The 17,647-nt window shown below is 74.8% G+C and carries 17 protein-coding genes; 10 read left to right on the top strand and 7 right to left on the bottom strand.

Going from position 1 to position 17,647, the window contains the following annotated elements:
• Nucleotides 1-39: 39 nt before the first annotated feature.
• Nucleotides 40-1,257, bottom strand: a complete 1,218-nt coding sequence (locus tag ACQPW6_RS16535; protein WP_433894552.1) for a glycosyltransferase — start codon at nt 1,255-1,257, stop codon at nt 40-42.
• A gap of 129 nt (nt 1,258-1,386) precedes the next feature.
• Nucleotides 1,387-1,791, bottom strand: coding sequence for a winged helix-turn-helix transcriptional regulator (locus ACQPW6_RS16530; protein WP_433890405.1), 405 nt, complete (start codon nt 1,789-1,791; stop codon nt 1,387-1,389).
• Nucleotides 1,792-1,895: 104 nt separating this feature from the next.
• Here ACQPW6_RS16530 and ACQPW6_RS16525 point away from each other — a divergent pair, with 104 nt between their 5' ends.
• Nucleotides 1,896-2,504, top strand: coding sequence for an NAD(P)-dependent oxidoreductase (locus ACQPW6_RS16525; protein WP_433890404.1), 609 nt, complete (start codon nt 1,896-1,898; stop codon nt 2,502-2,504).
• A gap of 69 nt (nt 2,505-2,573) precedes the next feature.
• Here ACQPW6_RS16525 and ACQPW6_RS16520 read toward each other — a convergent pair whose 3' ends face one another.
• Nucleotides 2,574-3,023 carry a carboxymuconolactone decarboxylase family protein gene (locus tag ACQPW6_RS16520; RefSeq protein ID WP_433890403.1) on the bottom strand — a complete coding sequence of 150 codons (450 nt, stop codon included), beginning with the start codon at nt 3,021-3,023 and terminating at the stop codon, nt 2,574-2,576.
• 82 nt (nt 3,024-3,105) lie between these two features.
• Here ACQPW6_RS16520 and ACQPW6_RS16515 point away from each other — a divergent pair, with 82 nt between their 5' ends.
• Entirely contained in the window at nt 3,106-3,984 is an 879-nt protein-coding gene (locus ACQPW6_RS16515; RefSeq protein ID WP_433890402.1) for a sigma-70 family RNA polymerase sigma factor, read from the top strand.
• A 33-nt stretch (nt 3,985-4,017) separates the two neighbouring features.
• Here the strand turns inward: ACQPW6_RS16515 and ACQPW6_RS16510 are convergent, their stop codons facing one another.
• Nucleotides 4,018-5,985 carry a S53 family peptidase gene (locus tag ACQPW6_RS16510; protein ID WP_433890401.1) on the bottom strand — a complete coding sequence of 656 codons (1,968 nt, stop codon included), beginning with the start codon at nt 5,983-5,985 and terminating at the stop codon, nt 4,018-4,020.
• Nucleotides 5,986-6,213: 228 nt separating this feature from the next.
• Between ACQPW6_RS16510 and ACQPW6_RS16505 the strand changes: the two genes are divergently transcribed.
• Genes ACQPW6_RS16505 through ACQPW6_RS16495 form a run of 3 tightly spaced genes read left to right on the top strand, consistent with a single transcriptional unit; the run spans nt 6,214 to nt 9,807 of the window.
• A complete protein-coding gene (locus ACQPW6_RS16505) occupies nt 6,214-6,810 on the top strand; it encodes a MarR family winged helix-turn-helix transcriptional regulator (RefSeq protein WP_433890400.1) in 597 nt (198 codons plus the stop codon).
• Complete coding sequence (locus tag ACQPW6_RS16500) at nt 6,807-8,630, top strand: DHA2 family efflux MFS transporter permease subunit (RefSeq protein WP_433890399.1); 1,824 nt, start codon at nt 6,807-6,809, stop codon at nt 8,628-8,630. Before ACQPW6_RS16505 ends, ACQPW6_RS16500 begins: the two co-directional genes overlap by 4 nt.
• A gap of 49 nt (nt 8,631-8,679) precedes the next feature.
• A complete protein-coding gene (locus ACQPW6_RS16495) occupies nt 8,680-9,807 on the top strand; it encodes a MerR family transcriptional regulator (RefSeq protein WP_433890398.1) in 1,128 nt (375 codons plus the stop codon).
• A 290-nt stretch (nt 9,808-10,097) separates the two neighbouring features.
• On the opposite strand, the gene ACQPW6_RS16490 is transcribed toward ACQPW6_RS16495, so the two are convergent.
• Nucleotides 10,098-10,967: an alpha/beta fold hydrolase gene (locus tag ACQPW6_RS16490; protein WP_433890397.1), complete on the bottom strand. Its 870-nt coding sequence runs from the start codon at nt 10,965-10,967 to the stop codon at nt 10,098-10,100.
• A complete protein-coding gene (locus tag ACQPW6_RS16485; RefSeq protein ID WP_433890396.1) occupies nt 10,964-12,229 on the bottom strand; it encodes an MFS transporter in 1,266 nt (421 codons plus the stop codon). Before ACQPW6_RS16485 ends, ACQPW6_RS16490 begins: the two co-directional genes overlap by 4 nt.
• A 330-nt stretch (nt 12,230-12,559) precedes the next feature.
• Here ACQPW6_RS16485 and ACQPW6_RS16480 point away from each other — a divergent pair, with 330 nt between their 5' ends.
• The 5 genes from ACQPW6_RS16480 to ACQPW6_RS16460 all read left to right on the top strand — a co-directional run bounded on the left by ACQPW6_RS16480 (nt 12,560) and on the right by ACQPW6_RS16460 (nt 17,306).
• Nucleotides 12,560-13,606, top strand: coding sequence for a LysR family transcriptional regulator (locus ACQPW6_RS16480; protein ID WP_433890395.1), 1,047 nt, complete (start codon nt 12,560-12,562; stop codon nt 13,604-13,606).
• A gap of 181 nt (nt 13,607-13,787) precedes the next feature.
• Nucleotides 13,788-14,144 (top strand): ArsR/SmtB family transcription factor, encoded by a 357-nt coding sequence (locus tag ACQPW6_RS16475; protein ID WP_433890394.1) that lies wholly within the window; start codon nt 13,788-13,790, stop codon nt 14,142-14,144.
• Nucleotides 14,145-14,348: 204 nt separating this feature from the next.
• A complete protein-coding gene (locus ACQPW6_RS16470) occupies nt 14,349-15,776 on the top strand; it encodes an MFS transporter (protein ID WP_433890393.1) in 1,428 nt (475 codons plus the stop codon).
• A gap of 92 nt (nt 15,777-15,868) precedes the next feature.
• On the top strand, nt 15,869-16,873 hold the full coding sequence (locus ACQPW6_RS16465; RefSeq protein WP_433890392.1) for an alpha/beta hydrolase: 1,005 nt from the start codon (nt 15,869-15,871) through the stop codon (nt 16,871-16,873).
• Nucleotides 16,874-16,901: 28 nt separating this feature from the next.
• A complete protein-coding gene (locus tag ACQPW6_RS16460; protein ID WP_433890391.1) occupies nt 16,902-17,306 on the top strand; it encodes a nuclear transport factor 2 family protein in 405 nt (134 codons plus the stop codon).
• Between the two features lie 72 nt (nt 17,307-17,378).
• Here the strand turns inward: ACQPW6_RS16460 and ACQPW6_RS16455 are convergent, their stop codons facing one another.
• Nucleotides 17,379-17,573, bottom strand: coding sequence for a hypothetical protein (locus tag ACQPW6_RS16455; protein WP_433890390.1), 195 nt, complete (start codon nt 17,571-17,573; stop codon nt 17,379-17,381).
• Nucleotides 17,574-17,647: the final 74 nt, after the last annotated feature.

Below are 17,647 nucleotides of genomic sequence, written 5' to 3'. Positions count from 1 at the left end.
CAAGCGCCGCTGAGCGGTCTCCGCTGAGCCGGCCGGGTGCTACCGAGGCGCCCGGCCGGCTTCGAGCAGCAGCTTCGCGGCCACCGCGGCCCCGTCGGTGCGGATCGTGCCGGCCACGGCCCGCGCCCGCGTCCCGGCCTGCGGCGCCAGGGCGGCGGCCAGCGCGGCGGACAGCGACGCGAAGGTCGGGGTCCGGCCGTCGTGGGCCGCGCCGATGCCCAGCGCCGCCACCCGGCCGGCCCAGTACGGCTGGTCGGCGATCAGCGGCACCACCACCTGAGGCGCGCCCGCCACGGCGGCCGTCGTCGTGGTGCCCGCGCCGCCGTGGTGCACGACGGCCGCCACCCGCCCGAACAGCGCTTGCTGGTTGACCTCGCCGACGGCCAGGCAGTCGTCGCCGTCGTCCACCGGGGCGAGTCCCGCCCAGCCCCGGGCCAGCACCACCCGGCGCCCCAGCGCCCGGCACGCCTCGACGGCCACCCGGGCGATGCCCTCGGGTGCGTGCGCGGCCATGCTGCCGAAGCCCACGTAGACCGGTGGCGCGCCCGCGTCGAGGAACGCCTCAAGGTCCCGGGGGAGCGGACGGTCGTCGGGCAGGATCCACGCCCCGGTCTGTACGAGGCCGAGGTCGGTCATGCCCTGCGCCGGGCACAGGACCGGGTCCGCCGCCAGCCACGGCCGGGCGGTGACGACGTGCTCGCGGACGTCTCCGACCGGCGGCAGGCCGATCGCCGCCCGCCCGGCGTTGAGCGCCTCGCCGTACAGGGCGTTCACCCGCTCGCCGTCCTGCCGCCACAGCACCCGGTTGTCGGTCTCGCCCTCCGGCGACCGCCGGCCCGGCCGCGCGCCCGGCGGGAAGTGCCGGGACGGCATCCCGGCGATGTGGAAGCAGGCGAAGACGTAGCCGATGCCCAGCTTCTCGGCCACGTCCGGCGCGCCGGCCGGCATCAGACCGGTCGCCACCAGCGCGTCGCAGCCCTCGGCCGCCGCCGACAGCGTCGCGAACCGGGCGGCGACCAGCTCCGGCGCCAGCCGGAAGGCGTCCTTCGCGGTGGGCTTGGGCCCGCTGACCACCGAGCGCACCGACGGCCCGAGCGGCACCAGCTCCGCCCCGGCCCGGGCGAGCAGCGCCCCGAACTCCTCGTCCGGCGGCACGCAGACCCGCGCCTCCGCCCCGGCCGCCCGCAGCGCCGCGGCCAGCCCGGCCAGCGGCTCCACGTCCCCGCGCGATCCCCACGCCGTCAACAGCACCCGCATCGTCATGACTCCCGTTCACCCGACTCCGGCTTCCGCCGCCGCCGATTCTGGGGCAGACCGGGGCCCTTGCCGCAAGCCCCCCCTTGCGCTATACGTTGAAAATGGAGGGGGAGCCAGAACCTCGCCGGCTCAGGGGGCGAAACCCGAGCGCTCCAGGTCCAGCGCGACGGTGCGGACCGCGTCGACGATCGGCAGCAGCTTGCGGCCGAACGGCGTGAGGTCGTAGACGGTGGACTGCTTGCCGCGCGACTCCGCGACCCGGCTGACGACGCCGGCGTCCTCCAGCTTGCGCAGCCGGTTGGTGAGGGTGACCGCGTTGAGCTTCGGGACGGCCCGCTGGAGCTCGTTGAAGCGCATCCCCGGCTCGCGCGCCTCGGCCTGCCCGCTCTCCGCGGTCCGCGTGGCCGCCGCGTTCCCCTCGCGCTTCGCGCCCGACTCCTGCAGCGCCATCACGATCGCCAGGGTCCACAGGTCCCCGATGACCGACAGGACCTCCATGCAGCGTGCCGTCCGGGGGTCCTCCGCCTCATCCATGATGCCGCTCATGCTAGTTGCCGCCCCGGCCGCCCACCCGTGCTACCTTCACCGGTAAAGAATCTTTAGTGGTTCAGTTTTCGGCCAGGAAGGTGCCGCCCACCATGAGGATCACGATCTTCGGCGCGACCGGACGGATGGGGCAGCTGCTCGTACAGCGGTCCCTCGACCTGGGGAACTCGGTCACGGCCTACGCCCGCAACCCCGGCAAGCTCGCCGTCTCCCACCCGGAGCTGTCCGTGGTCGCCGGACAGCTCGACGACGAGGCGGCGATCCTCGAAGCGGTGACCGGCGCCGACGCCGTCATCGAGGGGGTCGGCTCGGAGAGCGCCGCCACCCGCAGGATCATCGCCGCCATGGACACCGCCGGCGTCAAACGGCTCGTGGTCGTGTCCACGTGCAGCGTTCCCGACCCGGCCGACAAGCCGGACCTGAAGGTCAAGGCCCTCGTCCGGCTGGTGAAGTCCGTCGCTCCCCGCCCCTACGCGGAGGTGCGGTCGGCGGCGGAGGCGGTCAGGGCCTGCGACCTGGACTGGACGCTGGTGCGGGTCGCCAAGCTCAACGACGGCCCGGCCACCGGCGACATCAAGGTTGGCCACTACGGCCACGGCGTGGTGGGCCTGTCCACCAGCCGCGCGGACATGGCCGCCTTCCTGCTCGCCCAGGTGACCGACCCGGCCTACGTGCGCCAGGCCCCGGCGATCAGCAGCTGACCTCGGGCCCGCGGGGTGCGCCGCCGGGCGGACGGCTGCTGGTCGCCGGCGGCGCACCCGCGGGAGGGTTCACCAGGTCTTGCCGGCCTGCTCGCGGATCGTGCGGTTGATCCGGTTGAAGAAGTTGGTCGTCGCTATCTCCAGGATGATCGAGGACAGCTGGTCCTCGGTGAAGTGGTCGGCCGCGGCGTCCCAGATCTCGTCGGTGACGCCCGGGGCGCCGTCCTGGAGGCGGGTGGCCGCCTCGGCCAGGGCGAGGGCGGCGCGCTCCTCCTCGGTGAAGAAGGGGGTCTCCCGCCAGACGGCCACGTGGTGCAGCCGCTCGTCGGTCTCACCGGCCTTCTTCGCCGTCATGATGCTGGAGAAGACGCACGGCGCGCAGTCGTTGATCTGGCTGGTGCGCAGGTGCAGCAGGCTCAGCAGCCGCGGGTCCACGCCCCCCGCGCCGATCGCCTTGTGCAGGTGGCGGACCGCCGTCATCACGTCGGGGCTCGTCGCGTTCTTCATACGTGCTTCCATCGGTCCTGCTCCTTCAGCGGTTACCTCTGCCCTTCCGGGCCCGTCATCCTCATGACGGAGCGGAACCGAGGAAGGTAACAAGATGTCCGACAGCAGCCCGACGGACCCGGTGGCCGGCGCGTTCGAGTCAGAGCGCGACCGGCTGCGCGCGGTCGCGTACCGCATGCTCGGCTCGCACGCCGACGCCGAGGACGTGGTCCAGGACGCCTGGCTGCGGCTGTCCCGGCAGGACACCGCGACCATCCACAACCTGGCCGGCTGGCTGACCACCGTCGTCGGCCGGATCAGCCTGGACGTGCTGCGCTCCCGGGCCACCCGCCCCGAGGCGTCCTACGACGACCGGCTGCCCGAGCTCGTGGTGGCCGCCGGCACCGCGCCCGCCCCCGAGGACGACGTGGCGCTCGCCGACTCGGTCGGCCTCGCGCTCCTGGTCGTGCTCGATTCGCTCGGGCCCGGCGAGCGGCTGGCGTTCGTGCTGCACGACCTGTTCGCGGTGCCGTTCGAGGAGATCGGGCAGATCCTCGGCAAGTCCACCGCCGCCGCCAAGATGCTGGCCAGCCGGGCCCGCCGGAAGGTGCGGACCGCCGAGCAGCCGGCCGGGGCCGGGCGCGAGCAGCGCAAGGTGGTCGACGCGTTCCTGGCCGCCGCGCACGGCGGCGACTTCGAGGCGCTGCTGCGGGTGCTCGACCCCGAGGTACGGCTGACCGTCGACACCCCGGCCGGCGAGGTCGTCACCCTCGGCGCCACCCGGGTCGCCGCGAGCGCGCAGCTGGGCGCGAGCGCGGCCGTCCACGGCCGCCCGGCCCTGCTGGGCACCCGCCCCGCCGTGATCTCCTGGCGCGCGGACGGCTCCCCGCTCTCGGTCCTGGCATTCACCGTCACCGCCACCCGGATCACCGAGATCACAGCGCTGACCGACCCGGCCAAGCTCGCGCTGATGGACCTGCCGCCGGCGCCGTGAGCGGCGCGCGTTCCGGCACGCCGTGGGCGGGGATCAGCGGCAGCGGCGCAGGGCCGCGAGGAACGCCGGGCCGTTGGGGGTGCCGAGGCCGGTCGTCGTGTCGTAGCCCCTCGTCGTCACCTGGTCGGTGTCCGGGCGGCGGTGGGTGTCGAAGACGTCGACGCCCGGGTCGGTGAAGGTCTCGTCGGGGGCGATGTAGGCGGCGCGGTCCTGCTGCGGGGCGGACTTGCTGATCGGCAGCGCGTCGTGGAACGCGTGGGTGCGGGCCGCGCTGTAGAGCAGCGGGTTGACGAAGCCGAACGGGGACTTCCGGCCCTGCTGGGCGTCCGCGACCAGGCCCGCGACCAGCGGGGTGGCCAGGCTGGTGCCGGCGCTGGAGACCGTGCGGTAAGGGCCGGGCTTCCCGTTCTCGTCGGTGTCGGTGTAGCCGGTCAGCATGCCGGTGTCGGGGTCCGCGGCGGCGGCGATGTCGGGCACCGTACGGCCGAGCACCGTCTTGCCGCCCACCGTGACCTTCGCCATCGACGCCGGGACGACGCCCTTCTGGTACGACGGCTGCCGGTAGACGTCGCTGACGCCCCCGCCGCCCCCGCTGATGCCGATGTCGGTCCACTTGCCGCCGTCGAGCGAGCCGGAGTCGCTCGACCAGCCGGTCTCGAACAGCCGCTTCCCTGCGGGCCCGATGCCGAGCGTGGTGCCGCCGACCGTCAGCGCGTACGGGTCGGAGGCCGTGACCGTCAGGCCGGTGGTGTCGCCGGAGGCGAAGTACAGGCCGACGCCCTCGGCGGCGGCGCGCACATCGAGGGCGTGCACGATCTTCGGCGAGACCATCCCGATCGGGATCTGCCACGAGTTGGACGCGATCGAGGCGAGCGGCCGGTGGCCGTCACCGGCGAGGACGGCGGAGACCGCGTTCAGCAGCGCCTGGTCCTCGTCGCAGCCGCTGCCCACCACCATCACCTGGTTCGCGGCCGGCGCCATGGCGTACACGGCCTCGGAGTCCATCTCCGCCTCGACGTCGACGGGGGGTGACTGGGCCGCGCGGGCTCCTTCCGCCGAGGACGTCTTGCAGGACGCGGTCCCGGCCTTGACCTGCCGGAACTGGGAGGGCTTCGGGAGGGGGAGGTGGTTGCTGCGGGCGTACGCCGTGAGCGTGCGGAACATCGCGGTCGGCGACTCGTCCTCGGTGAGCGCCACGGTCTGGCCCTTGCCGGCGTCCCGCCAGTTCGCCCCGTACGCGGCGCGCAGTTGGGCGGCGGAGTAGCCGCAGACCGGCAGCGCGGCCCGGGTGAGCCCCTGGTAGGCGGGGCGCAGGGCGTGCACGTGCTGCGCCCAGTACGCGGAGCAGGTGGCCGGCTTGGCCGCCGGCCGGGTCGTCGCCGTGCTCCGGGCTGTGCCGGGCGCGCTGCTCAGGCCCGTCACCCCGAGCACGTCGGGCGCCAGCGCGGCCGGCACCGACACCGCGCGGTCGTTCGACGTGAACTCCTGCGACCGGCCGGCCGTCGCGCGCGCCGCGGCCCCGGCCCGGTAGCGGCCGATCCGCACCTGGAAGGCCGACTCGACCGCCCGCACCGGCCCGGTCGCCGACACGTAGTCGCGGCCGGCGGCGACGTGCACCTCCGTCAGCCCCCGGCCGGCCAGCCATGACGTCACCGCACCGGCCTGCGCGGCGGAGGGGCCGAACCGGGCGGCGTACGCGTCCGGGCTGAGGTAGTGGTGGAGTGCGGGGCTGCCCGGGGTGGACACGGCGTCGGCGAACGCGGCGGCCCGGCCGGCGTCCGGGGTGAGCCACACCTGCACGGTGAGCCGCTGCGACGCGGGCGCCGCCCCCAGCCACGCGGCGCCGCCCACCGCGGCCGGGACGGACGCGGGCACGGCGACGGCCGGCCCCGTACCGTCCGGCGCCGCCTGCGCGGAACCTCCGGTGACCGCGATCCCGCCGGCGGCGACCACCGCCGCGCAGACCGCGACCGCGGCCCCCGTACGAAACACCCCGCTCATGACCCTCCTGCTCCTCCGCAAGCGCGGCGGCCCCCCGAGGCCGCCGCTTTCACCCTGATACGACACCATCCGCGCACTCCCCGGTTGCGGCCGTGGGCAAACCCGCCCTCCTCCCGTGGTGTGACGCCGTCCTGCCGGACCGTCAGCCCGCCGCGGGGGCCGCCCGGTGATTACTTGTACACCCCAAGTTCTTGTGCTATACAAGTATCTGGGACGCGGAGGTGCGCGATGGCGGATCAACCAGGCACGGCGCCGGTGGCGGAACGGAAGGAACGGGCGGAACGGGCGACGGTCTCCGCCCGCTCCGGGCCGGACGGCCGCGGCGCCCCGGTGTCCTCGGTCGCCGAGGCGGTGATCGACCTGCTGCGGACGGTACGGCGCTCCAAGGCCCGGCTGCTGGCCGCGGCGAGCGACGACGTCGATTCGGCGACGCAGATGCTGCTGCGCACCCTGGCCGGCGACGGCCCGATGCGGGCCAGCGCGCTGGCCGCCGGCCTGCAGTCCGACCTGTCCACGGTCAGCCGGCAGGTCACCGCGCTGGTGACCCGCGGACTGCTGGAACGCCGCGCCGACCCGGTGGACGGCCGGGCCAGCCTGCTGGTGGTCACCGCGGCCGGCCAGGCCGTGATCGCCGCGCACGAGCACGCCCGCAAGGCCTTCTTCGAGGAGGTGCTGAGCGACTGGTCCCCCGGCGAGCGGGGCCAGTTCGTCCACCTGCTGGAGCGGTTCACCGCGGCCTACGACACGACCCACACCCATTGGATGACCGGCGCGGCGCGGCCCCCCGCGCGCACCGGCGAACCGGAAGAAGGCAGCACCGCATGAGCGCCACCGCAGCACGGACGACGGGCGAGCCGCCGGACGGCGCGCTGACCCATCGGCAGATCCTGACGATCCTGTCCGGGCTCGTCCTCGGCATGTTCCTCGCCGCGCTCGACCAGACGATCGTCTCCACCGCTATCAAGACCATAGGCAACGACCTCAACGACCTGTCCGCGCAGGCGTGGGTCACCACCGCGTTCCTGATCACCTCGACGATAGCCGCGCCGCTGTTCGGCAAGCTGTCGGACATCTACGGCCGCAAGCGGCTGTTCATGCTCGCGATCGTGATCTTCGTGATCGGGTCGGCGCTGTGCGGCCTGGCCCAGTCGATGTACGAACTGGCCGGGTTCCGCGCCTTCCAGGGCATCGGCGCCGGCGGCATCATGCCGCTCGCCCTCGCGGTGATCGGCGACATCATCCCGCCCCGCGAGCGGGCCCGCTACCAGGGCTACATGATGGCCGTCTTCGCCAGCGCCTCCGTGCTGGGACCGGTGCTCGGCGGCCTGCTCTCCGGCACCGACAGCTTCCTGGGCACGGCCGGCTGGCGCTGGATCTTCTACATCAACGTCCCCATCGCGGCCTTCGCGCTGGTCGTCATCGCCAAGGTGCTGCACCTCGACCACGTCCGCCGCGAGCGGCGGATCGACTGGTGGGGCTCGATCCTGCTCGCCGTCGGCCTGGTGCCGCTGCTGGTGGTCGCCGAGCAGGGCCAGAGCTGGGGCTGGGCCTCGGCCGGCTCGTTCGCCTGCTACCTGATCGGCGCGGCCGGCCTCGCGGTGTTCGTCTGGGTGCAGCACCGGATGGGCGATGACGCGCTGCTGCCGCTGCGGCTGTTCCGCAGCAGCACCTTCTCGGTCGCGTCGGCGCAGGTCACGATCATCGGCATGGCGATGTTCGGCGGCCTGTCGGTGATCCCGCTCTACCTGCAGATCGTCAAGGGCGCCTCGCCGACGAAGTCCGGTCTGCTGCTGCTTCCGCTCGTCGCCGGCCTGATGCTCGCCTCGCTCGGCGCCGGCCAGCTGATCGCCCGCACCGGCCGCTACAAGATCTTCCCGGTGGTCGGTTCGGTCCTCATGGTCATCGGCATGTGCCTGATGATCACGCTCGGCGCCGACACGCCCCTGTGGCGGACCGACATCTACATGGCGGTCTTCGGCATCGGCCTCGGACTGAACATGCAGAGCCTGGTGCTGGCGATGCAGAACGCGGTGCCCGCCAAGGACATGGGTGTCGCCTCCGCCGCGTCGACCTTCTTCCGCTCCATCGGCGGCACCCTGGGCACCGCGATCTTCCTGTCCGTGCTGTTCGCGCAGGCCGGCACCAAGATCGGCCACGAGTACGCCAAGGCGGCGACCGACCCCGGCTTCGTCGCGGCGGGCAAGGCGCATCCGGACCAGCTCGCCGCACTGCACCAGCACCTGGGCGGCGGCCTCGACGACACGTCGTTCCTGAACGGCCTGGCCAAGCCGCTCAGCCATCCGTTCTTCGCCGGGTTCTCCGCGGCGGGAGACGTGGTGTTCGTGATCGTCGCGGTGCTGCTGCTCGGCGCGATCGTGCTGTCGACCCGGCTGAAGGAGGTGCCGCTGCGGATGGTCTCGGGCAACCAGGCGCGCTCCGAGGCGGAGACCGCCGCGGCGGTCAAGGAGGCGCCCGGCGGCGGGGCGCCGGAGACCCAGGTGATCCCGCCGGTGGAGGCGGCCGACGTGCCGCGTGCCGCTGACGGCCCGGCTCCCGCCGACGTGCCCGGTGCCGCCGACCTGCCCCGTCCCGCCGATCAGCTCCCGGACGGGACCCGGACGGACGCGGCGGCCGACCGCAGCTGAACCGGCCGGCACCGTGCCACCGCTTGACCCTCACGCGGCGTCATGGCCCATGGTCGGGGACGTGGAAGCGCACCTGACCGTGGGACGCGTCGCCGAGCTGGCCGACGTCACCGTCCGCACGCTGCATCACTACGACGAGATCGGCCTCGTACAGCCCTCCGCGCGGACCGCCGCCGGGTACCGGGCCTACACGCCGGGCGACGTGGAGCGGCTGCGGGAGGTGCTCGGCTACCGGCGGCTCGGCTTCGGGCTGCGCGAGATCGCGGACCTGGTGGACGACCCGGCCACCGACGCGGTGGCGCACCTGCGCCGGCTGCGCGGCCTGCTGCTCGCCGAACGCGACCACGCGGCCGCCATGGTGGCGGCCATCGACCGGGAGCTGGAGGCACGTGCCATGGGGATCAGGACCACGCCCGAAGAGCAACTGAACATGTTCGGCGCGCAGTTGTACGAGAAGATCGGCTCCGCCTACCCGGCGACCCGGCGCACCGAGCCGCGCATCGCCGCCCGGATCTGGGACGCGCTCGGCGACGCCCGCACCGTGCTGAACGTCGGCGCCGGCACCGGGTCGTACGAGCCGGCGGACCGGGAGGTCACGGCGGTCGAACCGTCGGCGGTGATGCGGGCGCAGCGCCCACCCGGGGCGGCGCCGTGCGTGGCGGCCGGGGCCGAGAGCCTGCCGTTCGAGGACCAGTCCTTCGACGCGGCGATGGCGGTCAGCACCCTGCACCACTGGCCCGACCCGGTCGCCGGGCTGCGCGAGATGCGGCGGGTGGCCCGCCGGGTGGTGGTGCTCACCTACGACGCGAGCGAGCCCGGCTGGCCCCAGCGGTTCTGGCTCTCCCGCGACTACCTGCCCGAGTTCGCCGAGGTGATGGCCGACTGGCCGTCGCTGGCGGACCTGGCCCGGGCGATCGACGCCCGCGCCGAGCCGGTCCTCGTCCCCTGGGACTGCGCCGACGGCTTCTTCGAGGCGTACTGGCGCCGCCCCGAGGCATACCTGGAGGACCACGTCCGCCGCGCGATGTCGGTATGGACCCGGGTCGGCCCCGAGGCGGAACACCGCGCGGTGGCCGCCCTCCGGACCGACCTCACCTCGGGCCGGTGGGCCGAGCGCAACCGCGATCTCGTGGCCCTGGACGCGGCGGAACTGGGCCTGCGGCTGCTGGTGGTGTGAGCGCCCGGGCCCGTGGGGGTGGGAACGCCGGCCGGGCCCATGGGGGTGGGGACGCCGGCTGGGTCCGAGCGGGTGGACGGGCGCTGTGCGCTCCCGGGTCCGAGCCGGTGGACGCGCTCTGAGCGCCGGGGGTCTCGGCCGCCGGCTGGGCCCTGCGCGCCCCGGGGTCTCAGCCGCCGGCTGGGCCATGCGCGTCGCCCGGGTCTGAGCCGTCGGGCCTACGCGTCCCCGAGTCCCAGCCGGTGGACGGGGCCCTGCGCGTCCCGGGGTCTGAGCCGCCGGCCCGGGCCCTACGAGCCCAACGCGCCGCGCAGGAATCGCCGCAGGGTCGTCCGTACCGCCTCCGGCTGCTCCAACCAGGGCTCGTGCCCGGCGTCCTCGATCCGGGTCAGCGGGAGGTCGAGTCGGGCCGCGAGGGATTCGAGCGCCGCCAGCGGGCGGGGATCGCCGGTCCCGGCGAGGAGTTCCGTCCGCGCGGGCAGGCACGCGCGCAGCGCGTCGAGGTGCGTGTCGAGCGGGTCGGCGCGGCCCGCCCTGCCGAGTTCGGCGTTCATGGCCCAGTTGACGGGGCGGCGCTGCCGGGCGCCCTGGACCGCCCAGCGCAGGCCCCGTTCGGGATCGGCGTGGTCGGTGAACCAGGCCAGCGTGAGCAGTTCGGCCTCCTGCGCCTCCGTGCGGTCCGGCAGGTCCTGCAACGCGCGCAGCCGCTCCCGCTGGGCCGCCGACATCCGGCGGTCCCGTTCCGCGCGGTACCCGGTACGCCAGTCGCCGACGAACGGCCCGCACATCAGCAGCACCGCGGCGACCCGCTCGGGGTGCGCCAGGCAGAACCGGCTCGCCAGGTCGGTGCCGTAGGAGTGCCCGATCAGCACGGCCCGCGGCGCCGCCCAGGCGTCGAGGAGTTCGGCGAGGTCGCCGACGTGCCGGGCGAAGGAGTGGCTGCCGCGCCACGGGGACCGGCCCGTGCCGCGCTGGTCGTACCGGTGGACGGGGGCGAGGTCGGCGTTCATGGGGGCGACGGGGCCCAGGTAGTCCGGCAGGCCGGGACCGCCGTGCAGCAGGACCACCGGCGGCTGCCGCGTCCGGTCGCCGAGCGCGACCCAGCGCAGACGCGTCCCGTCGGAGGTCGATGCGAAGCCCTGCGTCTCGGTCGCGGTCACCGGGGCGAAGCTACCCGCAGGGCGGCCGGCGCGGCCAGGGCGAGGGCGGCGAGGGCGACCGCGGTGGTGGCGGACCAGCCGTCCAGGCGGTAGGCGTAGGCGCCGAGGGTGCCGCCGAGGCTGTTGCCGATGTAGTACGCCGTCAGGTAGAGCGCCGACGCCTGTGCCCGGCCGGTCAGCGCGGTGCGCCCGACCGCGCCGGAGGCGACCGCGTGGCCGATGAAGAAGCCGCCGGTGACCAGGACGAGCCCGGACAGGATCGCCGCGAGCGACCCGGCGAGCGTCAGCAGCAGCCCTCCCGCGCACAGCACGAGCGCCACCGCGAAGGCGGCGCGGCGGCCCAGCCGCGCGGTGAGGGCGCCGGACGCGGCCGACGTCCCGGTCCCCACCAGGTAGACCAGGAAGATCGCGCCGACCGCCCCCTGCGACAGCCGGTACGGCGCACCGCTGAGCCGGTAGCCGAGCACCGTGTACACCGCCCCGAACACCGCCATGAACAGCATCCCGACCACGTAGAGCCGGCGCAGCCGGGCGTCGCCGAGGTGCCCGGCCGCCGTGCGGGCCAGCGCGCGCGGCGAGAGCGGCCCCGGGGTGAAGTTCCGGGCCGGCGGGACGAGCACCCGGAAGGCGGCCGCGCAGGCCAGCGCCGTCAGGGCGACCGCGAGCAGCGCGGCCCGCCAGCCGAGGAGCTGCGCGAGCGCGCCGCCGGCGACCCGGCTGCTCATGCCGCCGACGGAGTTGCCCGCCACGTAGAGCCCGATCGCCGACGGCACCGCGGAGGGGTGCAGCTCCTCCGCGAGGTAGGCCATCGCGGTCGCCGGCAGCCCGGCCAGCGCCACCCCTTGCAGAGCGCGCAGGGCGACGAGCACGGCGAGGTTCGGCGCGAACGGCACGGCGAGCGCGAGCAGCGACGCGGCGAAGACGGACGCCGTCATCACCGGCGTCCGCCCGTACCGCTCGCTGAGCGCGCTCGCCGGCAGCAGCGTGACGGCCAGGGCCGCGGTGGTCGCGGTGACGGTCAGGCTGGCCTGCGCGGGGGACAGGTGCAGGCCGGTGGAGATCGCCGGCAGCAGCGCCTGGGTGGAGTACAGCAGCGCGAAGGTGGCGAGGCCGGCGGCGAACAGGGCGAGGTTGGCCCGGCGGTAGCCGTGGCTGCCGGCGCGCAGCCGGTGATCGGCCGCGGCCGGGCCCGCGCCGGGGGCGGGGCTCGTCGTCGTGCCGATGGGTACGGGGCCGGCCCCGCCTGCGCGTGCGGTGTCCATGCCGGCGACGCTACGACCGCGCTTTTCGATGCGTCCAATGCATGAGAGGTGCAGAATTGATCCAGCGGTGCATGAGAGCAGGCCGGAGGGATTTACGTGGAGGGCAACGGCAGAACTGAGGTCTCGCCCACACCGGACGACCCGGGCCCTGGGGACGGCCCGGGCGCCGTGAACGGGCCGGGCTTTGCGGACGACCCGGGCCCTGGGGACGGCCCGGGCGCCGTGAACGGGCCGGGCGCCTCGGGCGGCCCGGGCCTCGCGGACCGGCCGAGTCCAGCGAAGGGGCCGCTCCCCGCAGACGGGTCGAGTGCACTGGACCCGCCGGGCGCCGTGAGCCGGCCGGACACCTCGGACGGCCCGGGCGCCCCGGACCGGCCGCGCACCGCGAACGAGCCCGGCCCTGCCAACCGGCCCGGACCCGCCAACCGGCTCGGCCTCGCGGACGAATCCGGGCCCGCGGCCGAACTCGCGCCCGGGGCCTGGGCCGGTCAACTCGCTCCGCGGCTCGCCTGGTTCGCCGCTATCGCTCGCGAGGAGCACATGACCCGGGCCGCCGAACGCCTCGGTGTCCCGCAGTCCACGCTCAGCCGCTCGCTGGCCCGGCTGGAGGCCGACCTCGGGGTCACGCTGTTCGCCCGGCAGGGCCGCACGCTGCGGCTGACCCGGGCCGGCCGCACCTTCCAGCAGGCCGCCGAACGCGCGCTCGCCGAGGTCGAGCGCTCCGCGGAGGCGGTCCGCCTCGACGCCGACCCGGCCGGCGGCCGGGTCGCGTTCGGCTTCCTGCACACCCTCGGGCCCGAGACCGTACCCTCGCTCCTGCGCGACTTCCGCGCCGACCACCCCCGGATCCGCTTCCACCTCGTGCAGACCTACGGCGAGGCGATGCTCGAACGGCTGCGGGCCGGCGGCCTCGACCTCTGCCTGACCTCGCCGCTGCCCGACGAACCCGGCCTGGTCGTACGGCGGTTGGCCGAGCAGCGGCTGCGCCTGGTGGTGCCCGCCGACCACCGGCTCGGCAACCGCCGCCGGGTGCGGCTGGCGGAGGTGGCGTCCGAGCCGTTCGTCACCCTCGAAACCGGCTTCGGCCTGCGCCGGATCACCGACGCGCTGTGCGCCGAGGCCGGGTTCGTCCCGCGGGTCGCGTTCGAGGGCGAGGAGGCGGAGACGCTGCGCGGCCTGGTCGCGGCCGGCCTCGGCGTGGCCCTGCTGCCACCCCCGGCCGTCCCGCGTCCCGGCGTGACCGAACTCCACGTCGCCGGCCAGCGCGCCGTCCGCGAGATCGGCGTGGCCTGGCTGGACGGCGGCCGGGACACCGCGCCGGTGGCGGCGTTCAAGTCGTTCCTCCTGAGCACGAGGGACCGGCTGCTTCCGGCCTGACGGGGCTGCCCCGCGCCCACCGTCGTGCAACCAAGTGGTTGCACCAGGCCGCATCCATGTGCGACCCTGGACTTGCAACCAGGGGGTTGCACCATCAGCGGCGACTGGAGGCACCCATGAACACCCGCGGCCGGCCCGGAGCGTTGGACATGCGCGGGGGCCGCGTCGTAGAACGGCCGGTATGACCGACCAACGTGACGGCGCCGTCGAGCCGGTCAGCGCCGTCCTCGCCGCACTGGCCGATCCCACCCGGCGCGAACTCCTCGACCTGCTGGCCGCGCGGGGCGAGGTCACCGCCACCGGACTCGCCCAGCACCTCCCCGTCTCGCGGCAGGCCGTCGTGAAACACCTCGCCGTACTGGACGCCGCCGGCCTCGTCACCGGCAACCGGGTCGGACGCGAAGTGCGCTACGCCGTCCGGCCGGACGCGCTGAACGCCACCGCCCGGTGGATGGCCACGCTCGCCGCCGAATGGGGCCGGCGGCTCGCCACCCTCAAGCGGGTGGCCGAGCAGCCGGAAACGGACGCCCGCGCGTAGCAGTCGGCACGCCCCCCGGCTGCCCGAGCCCCCGGCCGCCACACCACCACCCCGTCCGCGCCCGCCGCGGCCGGTCCATCAGCCCTGCGTGTCATGCCTACGCCAGAGCGCACACCTGTGCCAGGCCGCACACCTATGCCAGACCGCGCCCACGTCAGGCCCCGCCTGCGCCAGGCCACGCCTATGCCAGAAAGGAACCGAACCATGGCTGCCGCCACGACAAGCCCGCCTCCCCGCCTCACCACCCGAGAGCGGCTGATCCTCTTCATCCTGCTCGGCGCCGGATTCATGCTGTCCGCCGACTTCTCGATCCTGAACGTCGCGCTCCCGGACGTCGGCGCGGGCGTCGGGCTGTCGCTGGGCGGGCTGCCGTGGATCGCCTCCGCGTACGCGCTGCCCGCGGCCGGCTTCACCCTCCTGTTCGGCCGGCTGGCCGACCTGTTCGGGCGGCGCAACCTGTTCCTGGCCGGGATGGTCCTGCTGACCGGGGCGTCACTGCTCGGCGGCTTCGCCGCAAACGCGGGGACGCTGCTCACCGCCCGGGCGCTCCAGGGCTTCGCCACCGCGATGACGACGCCCGCGGCGATGTCCCTGCTCACCAGCACCTTCACCGAACCGAAGATGCGCGCCCGGGTCCTCGGCCTCAACGGCGCGCTGCTGTCCGCCGGCTTCACCGTCGGGGCGCTGCTCGGCGGCACCCTCGTCAGCCTGCTGAGCTGGCGGGCCGCGTTCTTCATCAACGTGCCGGTCGCCGTGGCCATCCTGCTGCTGGCGCCCTCGCTGATCAGCGGGGGCGGCGTACCCGACCGGGTGCGGACCGACCTGCCGGGAGCGGTGACCGTGACCGGCGGGCTGCTGGCCGCGGTCTACGCGATCATCGAGAAGAACGCCGTCGCGGCCGTCGTCGGCGCCGTCCTGCTGGCGGCGTTCTGGCTGGTCGAACTGCGCGCGCCCGCCCCGCTCGCGCCGGTGCGCATCCTCCGGCGGCCCACGGTGAAGTGGGGCAACTACGCGGGCCTGGTGATCTTCTTCGAGACCGCCATGATCTTCATGATGACGCTCTACCTGCAGAAGGTCCTGGGCCTGTCGCCGCTGGTCACCGGCCTGATCTTCGGCCTCCCCGGCCTGGCGGCGGTGGCCGCCGGGGTGATCGCGGGGCGGCTCATCGGGAGCTTCGGCCACCGCAGGGTGCTGGTGGCGGGGATGACCGTGCAGGGCCTCGCGGTCCTCCCGCTGGTGTTCCTGGGCTCGGGCCGGGCCGGGCTGGCGATCGTGATCCCCGCGCTGCTCATCGGGTTCTTCGGCCATGTGACGTCGATCGTGGGCTACACGGTCACCGCGACGTCCGGCCTCCCGAACGAGGAGCAGGGCCTGGCGACCGGCCTGACCCTGATGACGCAGAACGTCGCCATCACCGCGGCCATCCCGATCCTGAGCTCGATCGCCGCGACCCGCGGCTCCGAACTGTCCGGCATCCACCTCGCGTTGACGGTGGACGTGGCGCTGACGCTGGTCAGCGCGGCCCTGATCTGGTTCGGGCTGCGCCCGCGCGACGAGCACCGGGAACGGGCCGCGGAGCCCGCCTCGTCGCCGCGCGGCGCCGGCGAGGAACTGACCGCCGCGGCGGAGTGAGCCCCGCCCCGCACCACCGCCCCGCCTTCGCCCCCGCCCCGCCCATTCCCCGTCGCCCTTCCCCGCCCCCCTTCCCGAACAGGAGCTCGCCCATGACCAGCGCCACCACGCCCGCCGACCGCGTCGGCCCGCCCCCTCCCTTCGACCCCGAGCTCGCGCAGACCCTCGCCGCCGTCGTCGAGACGCTGCCGCCGTCGATCACGCCGGACCTGATCGCCGCGTTCCGGGCCGGCCCGCCGGGCCTGGCGGCGCTGTCCGACGACGAGTTGCGCCGCGGCGGCGAGTTCGAGGTCTTCGAGCGGACGGTGCCGGGGCCGGCCGGCGGTCCTGACGTCATCGTGCTCGTATGCCGCCCGGCGGCCGCCACGGCGCCGACCCCGGCGATCTACCACACGCACGGCGGCGGGATGATCCTCGGCGACCGGCGCACCGGCCTGCCCGACATCGTCGACCTCGCCACCTCGGTGGGCGCGGCGGTCATCTCCGTCGAGTACCGGCTCGCGCCCGAACACCCGTACCCCGCACCGGTCGAGGACTGCTACGCCGGCCTGGTGTGGGTCGCGGAGAACGCCGAGGAGCTGAACATCGACCCGGCCCGTGTCGTCATCGCCGGCGCGAGCAGTGGCGGCGGCCTCGCGGCGGCGGTCGCGCTGCTCGCGCGGGACCGCGGCGGCCCGGCGCTGGCGGCCCAGATGCTCCAGGCCCCGATGCTCGACGACCGCAACGACACCGCGTCGGCCCGGCAGATGGCGGGCATCGGCGTCTGGGACCGCACGTCGAACGAGACCGGCTGGGCGGCGCTGCTCGGCGCCGCGCGCGGCGGCCCGGACGTGTCGCCGTACGCCGCCCCCGCCCGGGCGGCCGAACTGGCCGGCCTGCCACCGGCGTTCATCTACAGCGGCTCCGCCGAGACGTTCCGCGACGAGGACGTGGCCTACGCCTCGGCCATCTGGCGGGCCGGCGGCCAGGCGGAACTGCACGTGTGGTCAGGCGGCTTCCACGGCTTCGACCTGATGGCCCCGCAGGCGACGGTGTCCCAGGCGGCGAAGGCGGCCCGCGCGTCGTGGATACGCCGGATCACGGCCCCGAGTACCTAGGCTGTGACCGCCACGGAAGGGCGGTGCCATGACCGACGACTCGCTGACCAGGGCCGCGATCGAGGAGCACTGGCGGGCCTCGGAACGCGGCGACATCGAGGCCGAGCACGCCGTCTACGCGCCGGACGCGATCCTGGACTACCCGCAGTCGGGCGAACGGTTCGCCGGCCGCGCGACGATCGCGGCGCAGCGCGGCGGCCACCCGTCGGACCGGCACTTCAGCGTCCGGCGGATCACCGGACAGGGCGACCTGTGGGTGAGCGAGTGCGTCATCACCTATGACGGGGTGCCGTCGTACACGGTGAGCGTCATGGAGTTCGCCGGGCAGCACGTCGTGCACGAGACGCAGTATTTCGCCGACCCGTTCGCCGCTCCGGCCCAGCGGGCCGCCCTCGCGGAGCCGATGCCGGGCCGGACCCTGCCGGAAGGCTGATCCGCGGCCGGAAGCCTGAATTCGCGGCCGGCCGCCTGATCCGCAGCCGGCCGGCCGCCCGCCGGTAGGGCGTCACGGCGTGGTGAGCCCGAGGTCCGAGCCGCTCAGGACGACCAGGACCACCCACCCGCCCACCAGCAGGGTGAACACCACGCCGCCCAGAAGGAGGCAGCCCATACCGGCGCCGAGCCGTTGCCCCGACCGGACGGACTGCCGCCACACCGCCGCGGCGGCCACCAGCCCCGCCACCATGCCCAGTACCGCCACGACAAGCCCCCCGGCGCCCGCACGCCGGACGCTCCGGCGTGGCGTACCAGCAGCGTGCGCCGGTCCGCCCCGCT

This window comes from Streptomyces sp. CA-111067 (assembly GCF_050956065.1).
Lineage (GTDB): Bacteria > Actinomycetota > Actinomycetes > Streptomycetales > Streptomycetaceae > Actinacidiphila.
This window is presented reverse-complemented; position numbering and strand designations above follow the sequence as displayed.

Coding starts and splice junctions, on each gene's coding strand:
- ACQPW6_RS16535 (WP_433894552.1), bottom strand. CDS start 1,257: ATGCGGGTGCTGTTGACGGCGTGGGGATCGCGCGGGGACGTGGAGCCG.
- ACQPW6_RS16530 (WP_433890405.1), bottom strand. CDS start 1,791: ATGGATGAGGCGGAGGACCCCCGGACGGCACGCTGCATGGAGGTCCTG.
- ACQPW6_RS16525 (WP_433890404.1), top strand. CDS start 1,896: ATGAGGATCACGATCTTCGGCGCGACCGGACGGATGGGGCAGCTGCTC.
- ACQPW6_RS16520 (WP_433890403.1), bottom strand. CDS start 3,023: ATGGAAGCACGTATGAAGAACGCGACGAGCCCCGACGTGATGACGGCG.
- ACQPW6_RS16515 (WP_433890402.1), top strand. CDS start 3,106: ATGTCCGACAGCAGCCCGACGGACCCGGTGGCCGGCGCGTTCGAGTCA.
- ACQPW6_RS16510 (WP_433890401.1), bottom strand. CDS start 5,985: ATGAGCGGGGTGTTTCGTACGGGGGCCGCGGTCGCGGTCTGCGCGGCG.
- ACQPW6_RS16505 (WP_433890400.1), top strand. CDS start 6,214: ATGGCGGATCAACCAGGCACGGCGCCGGTGGCGGAACGGAAGGAACGG.
- ACQPW6_RS16500 (WP_433890399.1), top strand. CDS start 6,807: ATGAGCGCCACCGCAGCACGGACGACGGGCGAGCCGCCGGACGGCGCG.
- ACQPW6_RS16495 (WP_433890398.1), top strand. CDS start 8,680: ATGGTCGGGGACGTGGAAGCGCACCTGACCGTGGGACGCGTCGCCGAG.
- ACQPW6_RS16485 (WP_433890396.1), bottom strand. CDS start 12,229: ATGGACACCGCACGCGCAGGCGGGGCCGGCCCCGTACCCATCGGCACG.
- ACQPW6_RS16475 (WP_433890394.1), top strand. CDS start 13,788: ATGACCGACCAACGTGACGGCGCCGTCGAGCCGGTCAGCGCCGTCCTC.
- ACQPW6_RS16470 (WP_433890393.1), top strand. CDS start 14,349: ATGGCTGCCGCCACGACAAGCCCGCCTCCCCGCCTCACCACCCGAGAG.
- ACQPW6_RS16465 (WP_433890392.1), top strand. CDS start 15,869: ATGACCAGCGCCACCACGCCCGCCGACCGCGTCGGCCCGCCCCCTCCC.
- ACQPW6_RS16460 (WP_433890391.1), top strand. CDS start 16,902: ATGACCGACGACTCGCTGACCAGGGCCGCGATCGAGGAGCACTGGCGG.